Here is a 21576-nt window from a genome sequence, read left to right as displayed (position 1 = left end):
TTTGAGATTCATTCCCCTCAGGGGCTGACCCTATGAAGTTGACCACCAAAGGCCGCTACGCCGTTACGGCTATGCTTGACCTGGCTCTGCATGGAGATCAGGGGCCGGTGAGTATGGCTGACATATCGGCCCGACAGGAAATCTCTCTGTCCTATCTGGAGCAACTCTTCTCCCGCCTGCGCAGGCAGAAGCTGGTCAGCAGCATTCGGGGTCCCGGCGGCGGTTATCGTCTCAGCCGGCCGGCAACCGACGTCTACATTGCGGAAGTGGTCGATGCGGTCAGCGAATCCCTGGATACCACCCGCTGTGGTAACAAGGGTGACTGTCAGAATGGCGAGAAGTGCCTCACCCACCACCTCTGGTCCGATCTGAGTGATCAGATCCATCAGTTTCTCAGCGAAATCAGCCTGGGAGACTTGATGAAAAAACATGAAATTCGCGAGGTTGCGGACCGGCAGAATCGCCGCCAGTCTGACGACGGTTGCGAAACAATCAACACCGAACGCCTGTCCGACCAGGCGCCGGCCTGACAGATACACAAAGCCTGACACCCATGAAAAAGCCCGTCTATCTGGATTACGCGGCTACCACGCCCGTTGATCCCGCCGTTGCAGATGAAATGGTCAAATACCTCACCCTGGAAGGTGTGTTCGGCAATCCCGCGTCTCGCTCCCACGCCTACGGGTGGCAGGCAGAAGCCGCCGTGGAGACGGCCCGAAAGCAGGTAGCCGGGCTGATCCATGCCGACCCGAGAGAGATTGTCTGGACTTCGGGGGCGACAGAATCCGACAACCTGGCGATCAAGGGTGCCGTCGCCAAGGCGTCAAATCCCCACATCGTAACCTCGAAGATCGAACACAAGGCGGTATTGGATACCTGTAAATGGCTGGAGCAGAGCGGCGTGGAGGTAACCTGGCTGGATCCTCAGCCAGATGGCACCATCCTCCCGCAGCAGGTGTTCGAGGCACTCCGGGATAACACCACGCTGGTCACCCTGATGCTCGTGAATAACGAACTGGGAACCGTCACGGACGTTGCCACCATTGGTGCCGAGTTGCGTCGTCGTGGCGTGCTTTTTCACGTTGATGCCGCGCAGTCCGCGGGGAAGATGCCGGTTGATGTGACCACCATGCCGGTGGATCTGATGTCGTTGTCGGGCCACAAGGTCTATGGCCCGAAAGGGGTGGGCGCCCTGTATGTCCGGCGATCTCCGGATGTGCGCATCGAGGCCCAGATCCACGGTGGCGGGCACGAGAGGGGTATGCGCTCGGGTACCCTGCCCACGCACCAGATTGTGGGTATGGGCGCGGCCTTCGCGTTGGCTCAGGCGCAGCTGGAAGAAGAGATCTCCAGGCTCGAAGCGCTTCGGGTCGCGTTTTTTGCCGGGCTGGAACACCTCGACGGGGTCAGCCTGAATGGCAGTCGGGAACACCGCGTGCCTGGTCTGGTCAATCTCTCCTTTGAGGGCGTTGAGGCGGAATCGTTGATGCTGGGTCTTCGGGACCTCGCGGTGTCTTCCGGTTCCGCCTGTGCCTCCGCTACGGTTGAGCCTTCCTACGTGCTTCGGGGCATTGGTCTGGACGATGCACAGGCCCACCGAGCCCTGCGTTTTTCCATGGGTCGCTTCACTACGCCGGAAGAGGTGGCGTTCGCTACCTCGCAAATTGTTGATGTTGTTAGCCGGCTTCGCGCTGTGCGGTAGGAAGTTTGCCCCGGACTGCGTATAATCGCAGGCCTGAATTTTTACCATCCACAAACTGGAGAAAGACCATGGCAACTGAGCGCACGCTCTCTATTATCAAGCCCGATGCGGTAGCCAAGAACGTGATCGGCGAAATCTACAGCCGCTTCGAGAAAGCTGGCCTGAATATCGTTGCGGCCAAGATGATGCACCTGACCCAGGAGCAGGCGGAGGGCTTCTACGCGGAACACAAGGAACGGCCTTTCTTCAACGACCTGGTTGCCTTCATGACCTCTGGTCCGGTGGTGGTTCAGGTTCTGGAAGGCGAGGGCGCCATTCTGAAGAATCGTGACCTGATGGGTGCAACCAACCCGAAGGAAGCTGAAGCTGGCACCATCCGTGCGGATTTTGCCTCTTCCATTGACGCCAACGCGGTTCACGGTTCTGACTCCGCTGCGTCTGCCGAGCGCGAGATCGCTTACTTTTTCAACGACGACGAGATCTGTCCGCGGGGCTGATTGCGTCGATGGGAGACGGCCGTCCGGCCGTCTCCGCATTGGTTATCTGATCGAGGTTATTGAATGACAGCGGCCGCTGAAAAAACCAACCTTCTGGGAATGCCGAAAGCAAAGCTCGAGGCTTTCTTCGAGTCCCTGGGGGAGAAGCGTTTCCGTGCCACCCAGATCCTGCAGTGGATCCACCAGCGCGGTGTCGATGACTTCGATCAAATGACCAATGTCAGCAAGTCTCTGCGTGAGAAGCTCAAGCAGGTGGCTGAAATTCGCGGGCCCGAGGTGGTCTACGACGAAACATCGAAGGACGGTACCCGCAAGTGGGTGATGCGCATGGACAACGGCAACAGCGTTGAGACCGTGCTTATTCCCGACGGGGAGCGAGGCACTCTTTGTGTTTCGTCGCAGATTGGCTGCAGCCTTGATTGCACCTTCTGCTCCACTGGCAAGCGTGGCTTCAATCGCAACCTGACAGCGGCCGAGGTGATCGGTCAGGTGTGGGTGGCGCGCAAGGCGTTCATGCCCTTCGAGCCCGGCCCCGACCGGCCCATCACCAACGTTGTCATGATGGGAATGGGTGAGCCGCTGCTCAATTTCGAGAACGTAGTGGATGCCATGAACCTGATGATGGAGGACCTGGCCTACGGCATCTCCAAGCGTCGGGTGACCCTGAGCACCTCCGGTGTGGTGCCGGCTCTGGACCGACTCTCGGAAGTTACCGATGTTTCACTGGCCATCTCGCTTCATGCCCCGAATGATGAGCTGCGCAACAAGCTGGTGCCGCTGAACAAGAAATATCCGATTTCAGAGCTCCTGGCGGCCACCAAGCGTTATTTTGCCAGGCTGCCGGACAAGCGGAAGGCAACCATCGAATACACCGTGATTGAGGGGGTGAATGATCAGCCGGAGCACGCGCGCGAACTGGCAGTGCTGCTGCGGGATCTGCCCTGCAAGATCAACCTGATTCCGTTCAATCCGTTCCCGGAAAGCGACTTCCGGCGGCCCAGCATGAACGCGACACGACGGTTCCAGGCGGTTCTGAACGAGGCCGGTTACATCACCACCATCCGGACGACCCGGGGCGATGACATCGACGCCGCTTGTGGCCAGCTTGTTGGTAGGGTGGAAGACCGAACCCGAAGAAGCCAGAGGTATATCCAGGTTCAGCAGGTCAATCCCTGAACCGGAACGTGATCGAGCTCAGTTGAGGAAGGGGAGACCTGTGACAAGAGCGCCAGCAAACCGACGTGTTTTGACGATGGCAGCCATGCTGCTGACCCTGGTTGTCACAGGCTGCGTTACCACCACAGACAGTCGGTTTGCCCGGGAGGCGGATCGGGAGGAAGCGCTCCAGAATTACGTCACCCTGGCCACAGCCTACATCGGACAGGGTAACCTTGACCGGGCCCGTCACCATCTGGACCGGGCCCTGAAAATCGACTCCGACTACCCTGGCGCCCGGGCAGCCATGGGCCTTGTATACAATGCCGAAGGCGAGCCGGAGCTGGCCGAGAAGAATTTCCGGCAGGCGATTTCGGAAGATCCCGGTTACACCCGCGCCCGGGTCTATTACGGTGCTTTCCTGTTCGGGCAGGGGCGGATGTCAGACGCACGGGACCAGTTTCTTGCCGCGTCCCGGGATACCTCCTATCAGGATCGCGGGTCGGTGTTTTTCAATCTGGGCATGACCCAGGAGCGCCTTGGTGAACTGGAGGCAGCCGTTACCTCCTATCGCCGGGCGGTGGAGCTTACCCGTGGCGACGCCCGGCCTCTGCTGGCGCTCTCAAGGGTCTCGGTAGAGCTGGGTAACTTTGATGATGCCGCCCGTTACTATTCACGACTGTTGTCGTTGATGGAGCGCAATACGCGGCTGGTCCATTCGGCAGAGAGCCTGCTTACTGGCATCCGGATTGCCCGCCATATCGGCGACGGGAGCCTCGAAGGCAGTCTGGCGTTGCAGCTCAGAAACAACTTTCCGGAGTCAGTCGAATACCAACAATACAAGGTGCTGATTTCTAATGGCAACTGAAGAAAGCGAACAGCCGGTCACCAGGGAGCCGGTAGGTCAGCAATTACAGAAGGCTCGCGAACAGGCGGGCCTGAGTGTGAGCGACGTGGCCCGCGCACAGCACCTGCGGCCGTCGGTGATCCAGGCCATCGAAGCGGGTGACCACAGCAAAATTGACAGTGAACTCTTTCTCAAGGGGTATGTCAGGGCCTATGCGCGGCAGGTCGGGCTTGATGCCGATGCGGTGATTGCCAATCTGGACGAAGAGCTGGAGCCGTTGCGGGTCCAGAAAGAACAGGAACAAGAAGCCAATCCGCTGGTGGATATCGAGCGTCGCCGACGTCGCAAGCGTCAGTTTGCCAAGGTCCTGTTTTTATTCGTGGTGCTTGGAGTTGCCGGTTATCTGGTGTTTTCCTTTGTGTTGCCCCAGGGAGGCTCCCCCGTGACGTCTCCGGAGGCAACATCCGAGCCGCAGTCTTCTGTGGTTGATCCGGAGGAGGGTGAGATCGCGGGCAGTGCTGAGCCGGCGTCAGAGCCGGACGCGGAGTCGCCAGCGGCCCAGTCGGATTCGATGCCAACGGAGCCCTCGGCTGATTTCCAGGCGCAGGAAACCGCAGTGAATCAGGAGCCGGAGGTTTCTGCCAGTCCTGCGGTTGAGGTGAGTTCAGTGGATTCGACGATCGGCACCCAGTCCACCGTTGCAGATGAGCCGGCGGTCGGAGAAGTCCAGGCTGAGGAAGCGCCGGTTTCCGAACCGGTTCCGCAGGTCGCGCAAAACCCAGAGCCCGTGTTGGAAGACCCCAACGGTTTTGGTGAAGCTGCCGATTCCGGGCGGCTTCAGATTGTGTTTAACGGCGATTGCTGGGTTCAGGTCAGTGACTCGGCCGGCAATCGACTGGTGAATTCCCTGCAGCGCGCCGGCGACCGGATTGATGTAACCGGGGAGACGCCGCTCAGGGTTGTCATTGGTGCGGTTGATGCGGTTGAATCCATCCGTTTTGATGGTGAACCGGTGGATATCGACGGCTTCCGGGTTGTTAACAACCGGACAGAGTTTACCCTGACGCTCTGAATTACATTCTCAATGGCACTCTGAATTACAATCTGAATTTGACTCAATTTTCGATCTCGGTCAGCACGAAATGAAACAGGATTCCCCGATAGTCAGACGCAAATCCCGACAGATCATGGTAGGTAATGTTCCCGTTGGAGGCGACGCGCCGATATCGGTGCAGAGCATGACCAACACGAACACCTGCGATGTGGACGCAACGGTAGCCCAGATCCGTGCATTACAGGATGCTGGCGCCGATATTGTGCGGGTGTCTGTGCCCTCCATGGATGCCGCAGAGGCCTTTGGCCGGATCCGCAAGCAGGTGTCGCTGCCACTGGTGGCGGATATCCACTTTGACTACAAAATTGCATTGAGAGTGGCGGAACTGGGTGTCGACTGCCTTCGCATCAACCCCGGCAATATCGGCCGTGATGATCGGGTCAGCGCGGTAATCAGCGCCGCCCGGGATCGCAACATCCCCATCCGGATCGGGGTTAACGCCGGTTCGCTGGAAAAAGCGCTTCAGCGGAAGTACGGAGAGCCGACACCGGAGGCTCTGGTGGAGTCGGCCATGCGCCACATCGACATTCTTGATCGTCATGATTTCCAGGACTTCAAGGTCAGCCTCAAGGCGTCTGAAGTGTTCATGACGGTTGCGGCCTATCGCAAGATCGCCGCACAGATCGAGCAGCCACTGCACCTGGGTATTACCGAAGCCGGCGGCTTCCGTTCCGGCACCGTCAAGTCGTCCATTGGCCTTGGCATGCTCCTTATGGACGGCATCGGCGATACCATTCGCGTGTCGCTGGCCGCAGACCCGGTCCAGGAGATCAAGGTTGGCTACGACATCCTCAAGAGTCTTCGCCTGAGAAGCCGGGGTATCAACTTCATTGCCTGCCCCAGCTGTTCGCGCCAGAACTTCGATGTGATCCAGACCATGAACGATCTGGAAGCCCGCCTGGAAGACGTGAATACGTCCATGGATGTCGCCATTATCGGTTGCATCGTGAACGGCCCCGGTGAGGCCAAGGTTGCGGATATGGGATTGACTGGTGGTAGCCCGAAGAACCTGTTCTACATGGCGGGCAAGCCCAACCAGAAGCTGGACAACGCGACCCTGACCGATGACCTTGAGCGGCTGATCCGAGAAGAAGTGGCCCGTCGCAAAGAGCAGGAAGACGCGATCATTGCCCGTTCGGAAAGCTGATCCGCTACGAAATCCAGGCATACCATCCAGAGAGATTTAAGGGTTTACATTGGCAAAGATTCAGGCAATTCGCGGGATGAACGATATCCTGCCGGAGCAGACGCCCGTATGGCAGTTTGTAGAGTCCACGGTGCGCCGGGTGCTGGCCCAGTACGGGTACCAGGAAATCCGTATGCCCATCGTGGAGCAGACCGATCTGTTCAAGCGGTCGATCGGCGAGGTGACCGATATTGTCGAGAAAGAAATGTACACCTTCGAGGACCGCAACGGCGATAGCCTGACCCTCCGTCCCGAGGGTACCGCCGGCTGTGTACGCGCTGCCGAGGAGCACGGCCTGCTGTTCAACCAGACCCGTCGCTTGTGGTACACGGGGCCCATGTTCCGCCACGAGCGTCCGCAGAAGGGCCGTTATCGCCAGTTCCACCAGATTGGCGTGGAATGTTTTGGCATGGCCGGGCCCGACATAGACGCAGAGCTTCTGATCCTGACGGCCCGCCTGTGGCGGGAGCTCGGTCTTGCCGAACACACCCGCCTGGAAATCAATTCTATCGGTACCTCCGACGCCAGGAAGGTCTATCGTTCGGCGCTGGTGGACTATCTGAGCCAGTTCAAATCCGAGCTGGACGCTGACAGTCAGCGCCGGCTGGAAAGCAATCCCCTGCGTATCCTTGACAGCAAGGATCCGGGTACCCGGAAAATCCTGGAACAGGCTCCGAGCCTGGATGATTACCTGGATGAGGAATCCCGGGAACATTTTGAGCGTCTGAAAGCGCTGCTCGACGCCGCGGGCGTTCGTTACGCGGTGAATCCGGCTCTGGTTCGGGGCCTTGATTACTACGGCAAGACCGTCTTTGAATGGATCACAGACAGTCTCGGTGCCCAGGGCACAGTGTGTGCCGGCGGTCGTTACGACGGCCTGGTTGAGCAGCTTGGTGGCAAACCTACCGTTGCCGTTGGCTTTGCTATGGGCCTCGAGCGACTGATCCTGCTGCTCGAGACCCTGGAACTGATTCCGGATGAGGTGAACAGCAACGCAGATGTATACGTGACAGCCATGGGCGAGGGTGCTCTGGCGCCGGCCCTGGTGCTCTCGGAACAGCTGCGGGCTGAACTGCCCGGTCGCGTGATTGTCTGCCATTGTGGCGGTGGCAGTTTCAAGAGCCAGATGAAGAAAGCCGACCGCAGCGGCGCCCGCTACGCCGTCATTCTTGGCGAGAATGAAGTGGCCAGCCAGACCGTCGGGCTGAAGCCCCTGAGAGCGGATGAGCCCCAGAGCGAAGTGGCGCAGGCAGAACTCGCCAGCGTGCTGGCCGACGCGCTCGGCGGCTGAACCAGAACCAATTGACCGTTACAAAAGCAAAAATTCGACGACAGGAGTTTTCATGGCAGAGTTGCGCACCGAAGAGGAACAGATCCAGGCCATCAAGGACTGGTGGAAGAAAAACGGCAGCTCCCTGCTCATTGGTATTGGCGCCGCTCTGGCCATCGTATTTGGCTGGCAGGCGTGGCAGAACTACGAAGCTCAGCAGCGCACGGAGGCGGCGAACCAGTTTGCCAACCTGCTCAATGCGTTCAGCGACCAGAGCGACGAGCAGAGTGGCGAGACCGTGGCCTTTGTGGCCGAGACCCTGAGGAATGACTATACCGACAGCGCCTATGCCATCTACGGCAATCTCATTCTTGCCCGTCAGCAGATGATGCAGCAGGAAGACCCCGAGGCGGCCATCGAGTCGCTGAAATGGGCTCTGGAAAAGACCGGTGAGCACGAGGCCCTGGCGCTGGTTGTTCGGAATCGCCTGGCGCGTGCCCAGTTCTCCGCCGGGCAATACGACGATGCTCTGGCGACCATTGACGCCGCCGGCAGTGCCGACGCTTTTGATGCCATCTTCTCCGAGCTCCGGGGAGACATCCTGCTTGCCCAGGGCGATCGCGACGGTGCCCGTGAAGCCTACCTGGCTGCCCGTGAGCAGAGCCAGCAGGGCCGTAGTGGAGTGCTGGAGCTGAAACTGGCAGACCTGGGTGTCGGGGAGGGGGCTTGATGCCTTCCTTGTGCAACAGGCTACGGGCACGCGTCACACTGCTGGCGCTGTTGCTGGCCGGAATGGCCGGGTGCAGTACGACCGATACCTTTGAGCAGCCAGCACCGCTGCCCGAGATTGAAGCCACGACCGAGCTCAAGCGAGTCTGGAGCATGTCCGTGGGCGATGGCCACGATGGCGATTTCCTCTACCTGGCGCCCCTGAACGCCGGAGATCTCATCTACGCGGCATCGGCTGATGGCGAGCTGTACGCTGTGGAGTCCAAGGCCGGCAAAGTGGTCTGGGAACGCGAGATCAGTGACCGGATCTTTTCGGGGCTTGGTGGCGATAACGACCGGCTCTACCTGACAACAGAGGACGCTGAGCTGGTGGCGCTGTCCCGGGCTGATGGTACCGAACTCTGGCGCCAGTCTCTGCCAACGGAAGTGCTCTCGGCGCCCCAGTCCAACGGCAATCTGGTGGTGACGCACACCATTGATGGCAAGGTACTGGGCTTCAATGCTGCCAGTGGCGAGAAACTCTGGCAGTACGACGGAACGGTGCCGGTGCTTTCCATTCGTGGGGCAGCCGCGCCGCTGGTGGGTGGCGACATTGTGATAGCCTCCTTTGCCAGTGGCCGGATGATTGCGCTCACCGCCGACGCGGGCCAGCCGGTGTGGCAGTACGAAGTGGGCCAGCCCCAGGGTCGTACCGAGCTTGAGCGACTGGTGGACATTACCGGTCAGCCACTGGTGCTCGATTCCGCCATTCTGGCGGTGGGCTACCAGGGCAAACTGGCCCTCGTGGATATCAGGACAGGCCAGGAAATCTGGAGCCGAAAAGCGTCCAGCCTGTATTCACCGATGGTCGGGGGCGGGGATATATACCTTGCCTCCGCCAACGGCGACCTGGTGGCCCTGCGTGGCTCCGATCGCCGGGAGATCTGGACTCAGGACCGGTTGTCGTGGAGGCAGCTCACTCAGCCCATGGTGTACAACGATTATCTGGTCGTGGGTGACTTTGAGGGATACCTTCACGTACTCAACCGGGAGGACGGCGCCCTGGTCGGGCAGCTCGAATTTGACGATGAGGGTATCCGCGTACCGGCACAGCGGCTGGCCAATGGTAATCTGCTCGTTTTTGGAAACAGCGGTGAAATGGCTGTTTTCAAGGTTCAGCCTCAGGATTGATTCCTTATTATGACGCCAGTAATCGCCCTTGTCGGACGTCCCAACGTTGGCAAATCCACGCTTTTCAACCAGATGACCCGTTCGCGGGACGCCCTGGTTGCTGATTTTCCCGGACTGACCCGTGATCGTAAGTACGGTGAGGGCTATTACGAGGGCCAGCGCTTTATCGTAATCGACACCGGCGGCCTGACCGGCGATGAGCAGGGCCTGGACCTGGAGATGGCCCGGCAGTCCATGCAGGCAGTCGAAGAAGCAGACATTGTGCTATTCCTGGTTGACGGTCGCGCCGGCCTGACCGCCGGCGATGAGCTGATTGCCGATAATCTGCGCCGCTCCGGCAAAACCGCCCATCTGGTGGTTAACAAGACCGACGGCCAGGATCCCGATATTGCCGCCTCTGACTTTTACAGCCTGGGCTTTGACTCGACGTTCCTGATTGCCGCTTCCCACAACCGGGGCATTCGGTCCATGCTGGACCTGCTTCTGCCCTCGGACGAAGAACAGCAGGAGCAGGACCGGGCCGACCGGTACCCCGGCATTCGCATCGGCGTGGTCGGCCGGCCCAACGTGGGCAAGTCCACCCTGGTTAACCGGATGCTGGGTGAAGATCGCGTGGTGGTTTACGACATGCCCGGTACCACCCGCGACAGCGTCTACATTCCGTACGAACGCCTGGGGCATCAGTACACCCTGATTGATACCGCCGGCGTGCGCCGCCGAAAGAACGTTCGCGAAGTGGTGGAAAAGTTTTCCATCATCAAGACCCTGCAGGCGATCGATGACGCCCACGTGGTGATCCTGGTAATCGATGCGCGGGAAGGACTGGTGGATCAGGACCTGCACCTGATCGGTTTTGTGCTGGACGCTGGTCGTTCCCTGGTGATTGCCGTCAACAAGTGGGACGGCATGGACCCCGAGGACAGGTCCCGTGTGAAGGAGCAGGTGCAGCGGCGCCTCGACTTCCTGGACTACGCTGACAAGCACTACATCTCCGCGCTCCATGGCTCCGGGGTCGGAGTGATGTACGAATCCGTGCAAGCCTGTTATGAGTCGGCGATGGCGAAGTGGCCTACCAACCGGCTGACTGCCATCCTCCAGGATGCGGTTGCGCAGCACCAGCCACCGATGGTCCATGGGCGTCGGATCAAGCTCCGTTATGCCCATCAGGGCGGTTCCAACCCGCCAGTGATTGTGGTCCACGGCAACCAGGTGGATGCGTTGCCTGGCGCCTACAAGCGGTACCTGGAAAACACTTTCCGGAAGGTGCTGAATGTCACCGGGTCGCCCATCCGGTTCGAGTTCAAGGCCGGTGAAAATCCGTTCGCTGGCAAGGTTGACCGCCTCACACCGCGACAAAAGGTCAAAAAGGACAACGACCTCAAGCAGGGTCGCCGCCCCAAGAAACAGCGCCAGAAAAGCGTCAAGCGCTGACCCTCAGCCCCTGGTGGCGTTTTCGACCTGTCTCGCCTGCACGGCGGTCAAGGCAATCGTAAACACGATATCCTCCACCAGGGCCCCTCTCGAAAGATCGTTCACCGGCTTCCTGAGGCCCTGAAGCATGGGCCCGATACTCACCACGTTGGCGCTGCGCTGTACCGCCTTGTAGGTGGTGTTGCCGGTATTGAGGTCCGGGAACACGAACACGGTCGCCTTGCCGGCCACCTTGCTGTCTGGTGCCTTGCTTTTTCCGACGCTCTCGATGGCGGCCGCATCGTATTGCAAGGGGCCATCGAGCAGCAGGTCGGGGCGGCGCTCCCGGGCTATCCGGGTGGCTTCCCGCACCTTGTCGACATCCTGTCCGCTGCCGGACTCGCCGGTGCTGTAACTGATCATCGCAACCCGAGGCTCAATTCCAAAGGCTTCAGCCGACTCGGCGCTCTGGATCGCTATGTCCGCGAGCTCTTCTGCAGTGGGGTCCGGGTTGATGGCGCAGTCTCCGTAAACCACCACCTGTTGCGGCAACAGCATGAAAAACACCGACGACACCACCTTGGCGTGGTCGTGGGTCTTGATCAACTGAAGGGCCGGCCGCACGGTATTGGCGGTGGTGTGGACAGCCCCGGAGACCAGGCCATCGGCTTCGTCCAGAGCCACCATCATGGTACCCAGAACCACATTGTCTTCCAGCATCGCCTCGGCCATATCGGAGGTCAGGCCCTTGTGCTTGCGCAGTTCCACCATGGGCGCGATATAACGTTCTCTTACTTCGGCCGGGTCAATGATCTCGATATCGTCCGGTAGCTCCAGGTCCTGGGAGCTGGCCACCCGGCGGATTTCATCGGGCTTGCCAATCAGGGCGCAGCGGGCCAGCTTGCGTTGGTGGCAGATAATGGCGGCCTGAACCGTACGCGGTTCGTTGCCCTCGGGCAGCACAATTCGCTTGCCAGCGGCCCGGGCACGCTCTGAAAGCTGGTAGCGAAAGGCCGGTGGAGAGAGCCGGCTCTGGCGTTCCACCCGGAGATGCTGCTGCAGCCAGTCGGTGTCTATCCGAGTTGCAACGGCTTCCATGGCTTTTTCGATCCGTGCCGGATCATCCACGGGAATGGCACTGGACAGGTTTGCCAGCATATGGGCGGATTCGTAGGTATTGGCGTCCGAACCCAGCACCGGCAGGCCGGTTTGCAGGGCGCTGTGGCACAGATCGATCACGCGCTGGTCTGGCAACAATCCGCCGGTCAGCATCAGGCCGGCCAGGGGAACCCCGTTCAGTGCGGCCAGGGCGGTGGTGACAATGATGTCTTCGCGGTCTCCCGGTGTGACCATCAGCGTGCCTGGTCGTAGCGTCTCGGTCATATTTCGGATGCTTCGGGCGCACACGGAGACCCGCTGCACCCGGCGTGAATTCATCTGACCCTCGCTGAGTACCGGAAGCTGGAGTTCTCGCACAATGTCAGAGATCCGGGGTGCCAACAGTTCGGGCTGCCAGGGTATCTCCGCGATCAGCCGAAAGCGCTCTTCCCGGAACACCCGGCATTCGGTCCGGTACTGTACGGAGACCAGAGCCTGATCGTCAGATGACCGGGGTTCCAGCCCGGATTTCTCGGGCTCTCCCACCTTGTTCAGAATGATGCCGATCACGTCCGGATCGCTGGGATCGGCGAACAGGCGGGCGGAGAAATCGAGTTCTTCATCGAGCTGTTGGGCGGTTTGATGGCCGGGCGTGCTCACCAGGATCACCTCGGATCCGAGGTTGCGGGCAACCTCCACGTTCAAACGGGCAATGTAGGCCTCGGTACGGTCAGGCACCAGCCCCTCGATTATCACCACGTCGAAGTCCCGGGCCACTTTCTGGTATTCACCGACCACGGTCTCCATCAGCTCTTCAGATTTGCCTCGATTCAACTGCTGCTGGGCCCGCTTGAGGGGCAGCGGGTCGGGGGGATTCACGTGGCTGCTGGCGCGAACGAACGCTACTGAAGAATCCTGACCCTCGTTATGCACGGCCTCGGCCTGGTGTACGGTCTGGCGGAAGGGCTTGTAGAACCCGACGCTGACGCCGACCCGCTCCAGGGCCCGTAACAGACCCAGGCAGACGGACGTGAGGCCGGAATCCATGGAGGTAGGGGCAATGAAAAGGCTTTTGGCCATGGGGCGGTTCCTTAGCGTTAGCGGTCAGGCATTGGTGCGTTACATTGGTGCGTTATCGGAGAGCTGCAGGGCCTCGCGAGCAATCATCAGCTCTTCATTGGTCGGAATGACCAGCACCGGATAACGGGAGTCGGCGCTTTCTATCCGGCCATCGCTGTATTCTCCGTGATGGTCATTCAGGTCGGCGTTCAGCGCGTATCCGAAGATGTTCAGGTTGTCGATGGTCTGCTGCCGGATACGGGCACTGTTTTCGCCGATGCCGCCGGTGAACACCAGGCCATCAAGTTCCTTCAGCGAGGCCATCATGGCGCCGATGTAGCGGGCCAGCCGGAAGCAGAACACATCAATGGCATTCCTGGATGGCTCGTGGCCGTGGTCGGCCAGCTCGCACAGGGTGCGCATGTCGTTGGTCTGTCCCGAGAGCCCCAACAGGCCACCTCGCTGATTCAGGCTTCGATGTACCTCATCGGCGGCCATGCCTTTGCTGGCCAGGAAGTCGAAGAGACCGGGATCGACATCGCCACTTCGCGTACCCATGACCAGGCCCTCGAGAGGGGTGAGGCCCATGCTGGTGTCGACACTGATTCCGTCCCGAATCGCGGTAACGCTGCAGCCGTTGCCGAGATGGGCGGAGATGATGGACGTTGTGGCCGGTGTTTTGCCCAGCAAGCGGGCGGCTTCAAGGGCGATGTAGGCGTGGCTGGTCCCGTGGAAGCCGTAGCGTCGTACGCCCCAGTCCTGGTACCAGGCCTCAGGAACCGCATACAGGTAGGCTCGTTTGGGAAGCGTTTGATGAAAGGCGGTATCAAAGACTGCGGTCTGCGGTACGTCTGGAAACTGCGACAGAGTGGCCCGGATTCCGGAGAGGTTGACCGGATTGTGCAAAGGGGCCAGCGCCGCACAATTCTCGATAGCGTCGATGACGCTGTCATTAATCAGTGCGGCCTCCCGGAAGGTTTCGCCACCATGAACCACCCGGTGGCCAATAGCGATGGGGGCAGAGTTCATCAGCCCTCGCTCACGAAAAACCTCCACCATTGATTCGAGGGCCTGGTTGTGACTGGCTCCCGGTGGCAGCGTGAGCGGGGTGTCCTCGTGTCCAAGGCGGGCGAAGGCATCGTCTTGGCCAAGGCGCTCGGCGAGGGCGGAGGCCCGTTTCTGCAAGCGGTTATCGAATAGAGCGAGCTTCAGCGATGAGCTGCCGCAGTTGACGACAAGTACGGTATCTTCCATGGCAAAACACGTCCGGCGATTGGGGAATGTGACGGTTTACACCCGGTGATTTGTGGAGAGCCAGGCTTCAAACTCCGGGGCCGGCAGTGGCCGGCTGTAGAAATAGCCCTGGGAAAAGTCGCAGCCTTCCTTCTTGAGGAAATGGGTTTGCGACTCCTCTTCCACGCCTTCGGCGATCACCCGTAAACCCAGGCTGTGGGCCATGTTAATGATGGCGCGTACCAGCGAGGCATCTTCTGGCTCCTTCATCACATCCTGAACAAAGGATTTGTCGATTTTCAACGTATCAAAGGGATAGCTCTTGAGATAGCTGAGTGCCGAGTAGCCCGTGCCGAAATCGTCCACCGATAGCCGAATCCCGGCCTTGTCGAGCTGGCGAAGAATCTCGGCGGTTTCAATGGAATTGTCCAGAATCAGACGCTCGGTGATTTCCAGTTCGAGCTGGTCCGGGGCAAGACCGCTGGCAGACAGTGCCCGCATCACGGCATCGGTGAATCCCGGGTCCCGAAACTGGCGGGGAGACACGTTCACCGAGATACCGATGTCCCGGCCCGTTGCGTGCTTCCAGGCAACCGCGGCCCGACAGGATTCCTCCAGCACCCATTCCCCGATGGGCGTGATCAACCCGGTTTCCTCGGCAAGAGGAATGAAGCGATCAGGCATGACCATGCCCATGGAGGGATTGTTCCAGCGCAGCAGAGCTTCGGCTGAGACCAGGGTACCGGAATCCGTGTCAACGATGGGCTGGAAGTAGAGCTCGAACTCCTTGAGCTCCAGGGCCCGGCGCATGCTCGATTCCATCTTCAGACGCTCGTGGGATACCTCGGTCATTTCCGGAGCGAAATGAGCGAAGGAGCTCTTGCCCATGTGCTTGGCCTGGTACATGGCGGCATCGGCATGCTGGAGCAGGGTGCCGCTGTTGTCGGAATCCGTCGGGAAGATGGCAATACCGATGCTGGTCGTGACGAAAACTTCCTGGCCGTTCAGGATGTAGGGCGGTGTGAAGGTTTTCAGGATACGCTCCGCCACCTGGGAAGAGGCATCCGGGCCGGTCAGTCCCGGTAGAATCACGAGAAATTCATCGCCACCCAGTCGTGCAACTGTGCTGGTGCCCCGCAGGCAGCTTGAAATACGCCTTGCCGCTTCGATCAGCAGGTTGTCACCGGCATCGTGTCCCAGTGTGTCGTTGATGTGCTTGAAGTTGTCCAGGTCCAGGAACATCACGCCCACCAGCGAGTTTTCACGCCGTGCCTGGGCCAGAGCGAGCTTCAGCCGGTCCAGTGCCAGCATCCGGTTGGGCAGGCCCGTCAGGATGTCATAGTTGGCCTGGCGTAGCAGCTGCTGTTCGTAGCGCTTGCGGATGCTGATGTCCTCACCAAGGATGAGATAGCCGGTGGTGGAGCCGCTCTCATCCTTGATGGGGGTGACGATGAGCTGCTCCCAGAAACGCTCTCCGTTGCGTCGTACGCTGTTCACTTCCCCCTGCCAGACGCCCACTCGCTGGACCTGCAACCGGATGGACTGCCAGAGGTGGCGGTTCTCGCGATTTTCGATGTCGTTGTCGCCTAGCGCACCCGGGTGTTTGCCAATGATGGAGCTGGCCTCGTATCCGGTCAGCTGGGTGAATTTCTGGTTGGCAAACTCGACCCGCCACTGCCGATCGCAGATGAGTACCGACGAGGGGCTTTGCTCAATGGCCTTGGAGAATTTCCGGATTTCTGCGGCGTCTTTCTGTTGGCGCTCCATGTCCGCATTGAGGCGTTCCCGCATCTGGTTGATGGCCTCCGTCACCCGCCCAAGCTCGTCATTGCGGTTACCGGGGGTGTTTGGCCGATCCAGCACCAGCGGCCGGGAACCGGACTCGAGCGAGAAATCCCGGGCGTAATTGGCCATGGTGGTGAGATGTCGGGCAACAAAATGCTGAAAAATCCAGATGATCAGGATGGAGACAAAGAACGTTTTGAGGAATTGCGTGAGCAAAATCACGCCAACCTTGCGTTTGAGGTCGTCGTATACCCGCTCGAGATCGGCGGTTACCGTGAGCTCTCCCAGTTTGAACATTTCATCGCCCTGGTGCACCAGGCTGAAACTGTGGGACGTGGTCGCCGCATCTCTCGGGATATCACCCATCACAAGCTCGGAATCCGGCTCGATACGCAGCCGCAGGTGTACCACGTCCGGAAGGCTCAGAATGCCTTCCATCTGCGTTTGAAGCAGTTTCTGGTCGAGAGCCCAGAGGCTTCGGGCCAGGCTGGATGAATAGCCGGCTTCTACCACTTCCATGCGGTTGTTGATCTGGGAGAGGTCTTTACGGTAATCGGAATAAATCTGGAGTGCGGAGGCAATAAGGGTGAACGCCGAGCTGAACAGGAGAATCCAGGCCAGGAGCCGGAAGGACAGGGGAGACCCTGTGCGAAAACGTTGCAGACGCGTCGACAGTTTTTGCATGTCGTTAAATTCAGCCACCTGGACGGGTTCGGGGATCGGACGGATTCCGTTTTCCCGACTATAGCAGCAGTTTCTTTCAAATGCCTTGCAAATGCAGGAAAAATCGAGAGAAATGTGGTGCTGTTCAGTATTTGTGCGTATCGGGAGCGGGGGCCCCTGTTTGACCTGGATCAATACCCCGGGGAGGGGCCCGGCGTAACCTGAGTTTAGTCAAGTTCACTCAGGAAAGGAGACGCGCCATGTATATGGATGCTGTGGTTATTTCAGGTATTGTGACAGTGCTTCTGATCGTCGGATTTTTCGTAGGGGTCGGCATCTTCGTGATGAAGGATCAGAAGGAGCATGGGCCTCAGAGATCACCCAGGAAAGACGGGCAGGGCAAAAAGCCAGCTTAGTATTCGGGAATTTCGTTTCAGGAAGGATGGGTGGGAAAAATTGGCGTCCCCTAGGGGGTTCGAACCCCTGTTGCCGCCGTGAAAGGGCGGAGTCCTAGGCCACTAGACGAAGGGGACGCAACGTTTTCAACACCTTGCCTCGTCGAGGTGGCGCGTATATTAAGAAAGCCCCCCGACGGTGTCAACGATTTTTGTGAAAAAAGCTGCGCCCTGTTATCGACCCTTGCCAGGGGCGGTGGCATTCTCCAGCGCCTGCGAGAGGTCCGGATATCTGAATGGATAACCGCCATCCGTCAGTCGCGCCGGCAGGGCTTTCTGACCGGTCAGCAGCAGCGTTGCCATTTCGCCAAGGGCGAGCTTGAGCACGGGCGCAGGCATCGGAAAGATGGTTGGGCGACCGAGCACCTTTCCGAGTGTTCGCGTGAATTCCGCATTCGTCACCGGGTTGGGGCTGACCACGTTATAGGCGCCTGCGGCCTCCGGGTTTTCGAGCATCCATACCAGAGCCCCCACCACGTCTTCCCGATGAACCCAGGGCATATACTGTTGGCCGTTGCCAAGACGTCCGCCCAGGCCCAGCCGAAACGGCGGTAGCATCCGCTCGAGGAATCCGCCGCCCGGGCCGGCGACCACACCGGTCCGTGAAAAACATACCCGTACGCCATCCTGCTCCAGTGGCCCGGCCGCTGCCTCCCAATCCCGGCACAGTCGGTGGGTAAACTCATCGTGGGGCGGTGTGTCCTCGGTAACCGTTTCAGCGCCCTGATCACCGTAGAAGCCAACGGCGGAACCGGACACCAGCACATCCGGCTGCTTTTCCCAGCTTCGTATCACCTCAACGAGGGTCTCGGTGACGCCTATGCGGCTGTCCCTAAGGGCCTGTTTGCGCGAGCTGGACCATCGCTTGTCGGCAATGCCCTCTCCGGCAAGGTTAATGACGGCATCGAATCCGGAGTGGCCCCGGAGTTGCTCCAGGTTGCCCACCGCCTCGACTCGCCCGCAACAGGCCTTGACCGACTCCGGAGGCTGTCGGCTGAAGATCGTCAGTTCGTATTTCCGTTCGTGTAGCTGCCGGCACAGGGCCTGGCCTATGAAGCCAGTGCCGCCTGTGACAAGTATCCGTTTTGCCATGGTGGGTCCTCCCTCTGCCTGTTCAACGACCGACGCTCAGCGACACCGCCTCTCAGGCGGGCGCCTGCTCTAATTGAAGCATAACAACGTCCCGGATGGCTTCGCCCAGGAGCGGGTTTTCCCCGATCGGCGGTGCCAGTCGTATCCGGGCTCCGTGGGTTTTCTCCAGCTCGGCGATCATGGCCGGAACGTCTTTGCGCAGGTGGCGGCCGGCCGCCAGGAACAGTGGTACGATGACCACGTCTTTGTTGCCCCGGCCAACGGCCTCTCCAATAACGGTATCCATGGAAGGCTCGGCAAGTTCCATATAGGCGATGTGGGCATTGTCGATTGAGTTCAGTGTCGGTTCCGCGAGTTTCTCGAAGGTCTCACACCAACGCTTGTCACTGCTTCCATGGGCCAACAGAATGATGCAGGGGCTGTTCATTACCTCTCCCGGGGTTCACGTGTGGTAGTCAGTTTGGCGGGAGCGGTCGTACATTTCGCCCCCGGCCGAGTCACGGAGTGATGTTCCTAAATTAACAGGGTGACGCAGAATGTTCGATTGGAAAGAGATTCTGGATTTCTGGTTCGGTGAACTGGATGAGAACGGCTTGCCGGATGCGGAACACCGCAACCGGTGGTTTCGCTCGGATCGCCGGTTTGATCAGGAAATCCGGCGCCGCTTCCTGTCCATGGTGCTGTTCGCATCGGAGCAGGGTCTTGATCATTGGCGCAAGGAGGCCGGCGGCGTGCTGGCGGAAATCATTCTGCTTGATCAGTTCTCACGCAATATTTTCCGGGGTGCTGCCATGGCGTTCGATCAGGATCGCCAGGCACGCAAACTCTGCCGCCAGGCCATGCAGAAGGGGCAGGACATGATGCTGCCTCCGGTCCAGAGAGCCTTCCTGTACATGCCCTTGCAGCATTCCGAACGCCTGGAAGATCAGGATGACTCGGTGGAATGTTACGAGCAACTCGCCCGATCCACACAGGGCCTGGTTGCTGACTTCATGGGCAGTTTTTTGCAGTCCGCCCGGGATCACCGGGACATCATCGCGCGATATGGACGCTTTCCCCACAGGAACCGTGCCCTATCCCGGACCTCGACACCGGATGAACTGGACTATCTCGACGGTGGTCGGAGCTTTGGGCAGTAAAGGCATCCGGATGCCCTGGGCCGGGTGCGCCCGAGTACGGCGTTTCCGTTAAATTTTTGTATAAAAATCGTACATTCGGAAGGCGTTGGCAATTTTGCCTGATAAAATGCGCGACACTGAATTTCGGAAAGGCGGTAGGCTTCGCTACCGTCCCCGTGCGCATCTTATCGAGGACAGTTGATGAAAAACATTCGGCGTTTCGTGCCGGCAACGGTGGCTCTGTACCTGGGGCTCATCTGGTCAGCGTCGGCATTTTCGGCTTCTCTCGACGAACAGTTACTGGCCCGGATGGGGCAATCCGCACCAAAGATCGATAAACAGGTTCTGAAAACAGCCTTCAGTGCCTCCCGCTGCGCGGTTTCCAATGGTGTGGACATGCCAGACCGGCTGGCGGTGATTGACTTCTCGCTGCCCTCAACGGAGGAGCGACTTTGGATTTTTGACCTGAAAACCGGAAAACTACTGCTCCGGGACCTCGTGGCCCATGGCAAGAATTCTGGCAACCTGGAGTCAACCGAGTTTTCCAACGTGGAAGGCAGTCATCAATCGAGCATCGGGTTGTTCCGTGCCAGCGAGAGCTACTACGGGAAGCACGGTTACTCGCTGCGTCTGGATGGCCTCGAGCCCGGTATCAACGATCTTGCCCGGCAGCGTGCCATTGTTATTCACGGTGCCGACTACGTGAATGAAGACTGGATCAACAAGTACGGCCGCATTGGTCGCAGCCATGGATGCCCCGCTGTGGACAATCAGGTTATCCGCAAGGTTGTCGACAACCTGAAAGGAGGGCAGTTGGTGTTCAAATACTTCCCCGACCAGCAGTGGCTCCACAGTTCCGGTTTCCTCAAGTGTGACAACCGGACACTGGCAGGAAAAAACCTGAAAAAAAGTGGTTGACGGCTTCGACTGGATCCGTAGAATACGCCTCCGTTGTCGGTAACAGCCGATCAGCATTGCGGGAATAGCTCAGTTGGTAGAGCACAACCTTGCCAAGGTTGGGGTCGCGAGTTCGAATCTCGTTTCCCGCTCCAGAATTCCAGAACCCGGTCCTGAAAAGGCCCGGGTTTTTTCGTTTCTGGACCCCTCGAACTCGGTTACCGAAGCGTCGGTCGGGTATACTCTCCGTCCGGAGTATCCCGTTTCATTCGCCCGGTGGAGGTCCGCCTGCCATGAAGGTTCACTCGCTCTTCGTTTACCCGGTCAAAGCCCTCTCGGGCGTCGAAGTCCCTGCGTTTGCAATGGACGATTTCGGCCCCGAGCACGACAGGCGCTGGATGATCGTCGATGAGGATCGGCGGTTTGTCACCCAGCGTGAGCACCCGGAGCTGGCCCGGATCACAACGTCGCTGGAGAACGGGCAGGTAAGGGTGGAGATTCCCGGAGAGGGCGCACATCCCCTGGTGCAAACAGCGGAAGAATTGCGCGTTCTGGTCTGGCGGGACTGGGTCAAAGCAGTGATTGGCGAACCGCAGGCCAATGAAGCCCTGAGCCGGTTCTGCGGCAAACCGGTGCGCTTTGTGTTCATGCCGGACAGCAGTTTCCGACGCGTGGACGCGGGTCGTGTTGAGGCGTATCGCCGCGTCGGTTTTGCCGATGGTTTTCCGTTTCTGATAACCAGTACATCGTCCCTGGATGAGCTGAATGGCCGGCTGGATACTCCGGTGGAAATGCGCCGGTTCCGTCCTAACATTGTGATCGAAGGGACGCAGCCGTGGGACGAGGACGGCTGGCAGGCGTTGATCATTGCTGAGCAGGTTTTCAGTATTGTTAAGCCCTGTTCCCGTTGCGTGGTTACCACGGTGGACCCGGAGTCAGGGATCAGAGACCCTGCGGTTCAGCCTCTTCGAACACTCTCTCGCTATCGCCGAACCGCCGATGGAGTCATCTTCGGGCAGAATGCCATTCACGAATCGACGGGCAGGATTCGCGTGGGCGATCCCGTCACTGTCAAACGATCGGAGTAGAAACAAAC

Annotated in this window: 20 protein-coding genes and 2 tRNA genes; 16 read left to right on the top strand and 6 right to left on the bottom strand. The window is 59.4% G+C overall.

What is annotated here, in order from left to right; genetic code table 11:
• Positions 1–32 precede the first annotated feature (32 nt).
• The 11 genes from iscR to der all read left to right on the top strand — a co-directional run bounded on the left by iscR (position 33) and on the right by der (position 11101).
• Complete coding sequence (gene iscR / locus ACFC20_RS00885; protein ID WP_375191366.1) at positions 33–530, top strand: Fe-S cluster assembly transcriptional regulator IscR; 498 nt, start codon at positions 33–35, stop codon at positions 528–530.
• 23 nt (positions 531–553) lie between these two features.
• Positions 554–1702: an IscS subfamily cysteine desulfurase gene (locus tag ACFC20_RS00880; protein ID WP_375191365.1), complete on the top strand. Its 1149-nt coding sequence runs from the start codon at positions 554–556 to the stop codon at positions 1700–1702.
• A 68-nt stretch (positions 1703–1770) separates the two neighbouring features.
• On the top strand, positions 1771–2199 hold the full coding sequence (gene ndk, locus ACFC20_RS00875) for a nucleoside-diphosphate kinase (protein WP_091984885.1): 429 nt from the start codon (positions 1771–1773) through the stop codon (positions 2197–2199).
• Positions 2200–2262: 63 nt separating this feature from the next.
• A complete protein-coding gene (gene rlmN, locus ACFC20_RS00870) occupies positions 2263–3375 on the top strand; it encodes a 23S rRNA (adenine(2503)-C(2))-methyltransferase RlmN (protein ID WP_375191364.1) in 1113 nt (370 codons plus the stop codon).
• A gap of 76 nt (positions 3376–3451) precedes the next feature.
• Positions 3452–4222, top strand: a complete 771-nt coding sequence (pilW, locus tag ACFC20_RS00865) for a type IV pilus biogenesis/stability protein PilW (protein ID WP_375191363.1) — start codon at positions 3452–3454, stop codon at positions 4220–4222.
• On the top strand, positions 4212–5273 hold the full coding sequence (locus ACFC20_RS00860; RefSeq protein WP_375191362.1) for a RodZ domain-containing protein: 1062 nt from the start codon (positions 4212–4214) through the stop codon (positions 5271–5273). The genes pilW and ACFC20_RS00860 overlap by 11 nt, the downstream gene beginning before the upstream one ends.
• Positions 5274–5343: 70 nt before the next feature.
• Positions 5344–6462 carry a flavodoxin-dependent (E)-4-hydroxy-3-methylbut-2-enyl-diphosphate synthase gene (ispG, locus tag ACFC20_RS00855; RefSeq protein ID WP_375191361.1) on the top strand — a complete coding sequence of 373 codons (1119 nt, stop codon included), beginning with the start codon at positions 5344–5346 and terminating at the stop codon, positions 6460–6462.
• A gap of 49 nt (positions 6463–6511) precedes the next feature.
• Complete coding sequence (gene hisS, locus ACFC20_RS00850) at positions 6512–7792, top strand: histidine--tRNA ligase (RefSeq protein ID WP_375191360.1); 1281 nt, start codon at positions 6512–6514, stop codon at positions 7790–7792.
• Between the two features lie 52 nt (positions 7793–7844).
• Positions 7845–8501: a YfgM family protein gene (locus ACFC20_RS00845; protein WP_375183437.1), complete on the top strand. Its 657-nt coding sequence runs from the start codon at positions 7845–7847 to the stop codon at positions 8499–8501.
• A complete protein-coding gene (bamB, locus tag ACFC20_RS00840; protein WP_375183438.1) occupies positions 8501–9670 on the top strand; it encodes an outer membrane protein assembly factor BamB in 1170 nt (389 codons plus the stop codon). The genes ACFC20_RS00845 and bamB overlap by 1 nt, the downstream gene beginning before the upstream one ends.
• Positions 9671–9679: 9 nt before the next feature.
• Positions 9680–11101 carry a ribosome biogenesis GTPase Der gene (gene der, locus ACFC20_RS00835; RefSeq protein ID WP_375191359.1) on the top strand — a complete coding sequence of 474 codons (1422 nt, stop codon included), beginning with the start codon at positions 9680–9682 and terminating at the stop codon, positions 11099–11101.
• Positions 11102–11104: 3 nt separating this feature from the next.
• Here the strand turns inward: der and pta are convergent, their stop codons facing one another.
• From pta to ACFC20_RS00820, 3 genes are read right to left on the bottom strand one after another with little or no spacing between them, the layout of a single operon-like run.
• Positions 11105–13258, bottom strand: coding sequence for a phosphate acetyltransferase (pta, locus tag ACFC20_RS00830; RefSeq protein WP_375191358.1), 2154 nt, complete (start codon positions 13256–13258; stop codon positions 11105–11107).
• Positions 13259–13297: 39 nt separating this feature from the next.
• The gene (locus tag ACFC20_RS00825) at positions 13298–14491 is read right to left on the bottom strand and encodes an acetate/propionate family kinase (protein WP_375191357.1); all 1194 of its coding nucleotides are present in this window, start codon (positions 14489–14491) and stop codon (positions 13298–13300) included.
• A 36-nt stretch (positions 14492–14527) separates the two neighbouring features.
• Positions 14528–16939 (bottom strand): EAL domain-containing protein, encoded by a 2412-nt coding sequence (locus ACFC20_RS00820; protein ID WP_375191356.1) that lies wholly within the window; start codon positions 16937–16939, stop codon positions 14528–14530.
• Positions 16940–17178: 239 nt separating this feature from the next.
• Between ACFC20_RS00820 and ccoM the strand changes: the two genes are divergently transcribed.
• A complete protein-coding gene (gene ccoM, locus ACFC20_RS00815; protein WP_375191355.1) occupies positions 17179–17334 on the top strand; it encodes a cytochrome c oxidase subunit CcoM in 156 nt (51 codons plus the stop codon).
• Positions 17335–17375: 41 nt separating this feature from the next.
• On the opposite strand, the gene ACFC20_RS00810 is transcribed toward ccoM, so the two are convergent.
• From ACFC20_RS00810 to ACFC20_RS00800, 3 genes are all read right to left on the bottom strand, one after another.
• Positions 17376–17451 (bottom strand) — tRNA-Glu (locus ACFC20_RS00810).
• Between the two features lie 96 nt (positions 17452–17547).
• Positions 17548–18465 (bottom strand): TIGR01777 family oxidoreductase, encoded by a 918-nt coding sequence (locus ACFC20_RS00805; protein WP_375191354.1) that lies wholly within the window; start codon positions 18463–18465, stop codon positions 17548–17550.
• 52 nt (positions 18466–18517) lie between these two features.
• The gene (locus tag ACFC20_RS00800) at positions 18518–18892 is read right to left on the bottom strand and encodes a sirohydrochlorin chelatase (protein ID WP_375191353.1); all 375 of its coding nucleotides are present in this window, start codon (positions 18890–18892) and stop codon (positions 18518–18520) included.
• A 109-nt stretch (positions 18893–19001) separates the two neighbouring features.
• Between ACFC20_RS00800 and ACFC20_RS00795 the strand changes: the two genes are divergently transcribed.
• The 4 genes from ACFC20_RS00795 to ACFC20_RS00780 all read left to right on the top strand — a co-directional run bounded on the left by ACFC20_RS00795 (position 19002) and on the right by ACFC20_RS00780 (position 21568).
• Positions 19002–19604, top strand: a complete 603-nt coding sequence (locus tag ACFC20_RS00795) for a DUF924 family protein (RefSeq protein WP_375191352.1) — start codon at positions 19002–19004, stop codon at positions 19602–19604.
• 180 nt (positions 19605–19784) lie between these two features.
• Positions 19785–20501 carry a murein L,D-transpeptidase catalytic domain family protein gene (locus ACFC20_RS00790; RefSeq protein ID WP_375191351.1) on the top strand — a complete coding sequence of 239 codons (717 nt, stop codon included), beginning with the start codon at positions 19785–19787 and terminating at the stop codon, positions 20499–20501.
• 58 nt (positions 20502–20559) lie between these two features.
• A tRNA-Gly gene (locus tag ACFC20_RS00785) sits at positions 20560–20635 on the top strand.
• 138 nt (positions 20636–20773) lie between these two features.
• Positions 20774–21568, top strand: coding sequence for an MOSC domain-containing protein (locus tag ACFC20_RS00780; protein WP_375191350.1), 795 nt, complete (start codon positions 20774–20776; stop codon positions 21566–21568).
• The last annotated feature ends 8 nt before the right edge of the window (positions 21569–21576 follow it).

Source organism: Marinobacter sp., assembly GCF_041984545.1.
Taxonomy (GTDB): domain Bacteria; phylum Pseudomonadota; class Gammaproteobacteria; order Pseudomonadales; family Oleiphilaceae; genus Marinobacter.
This window is presented reverse-complemented; position numbering and strand designations above follow the sequence as displayed.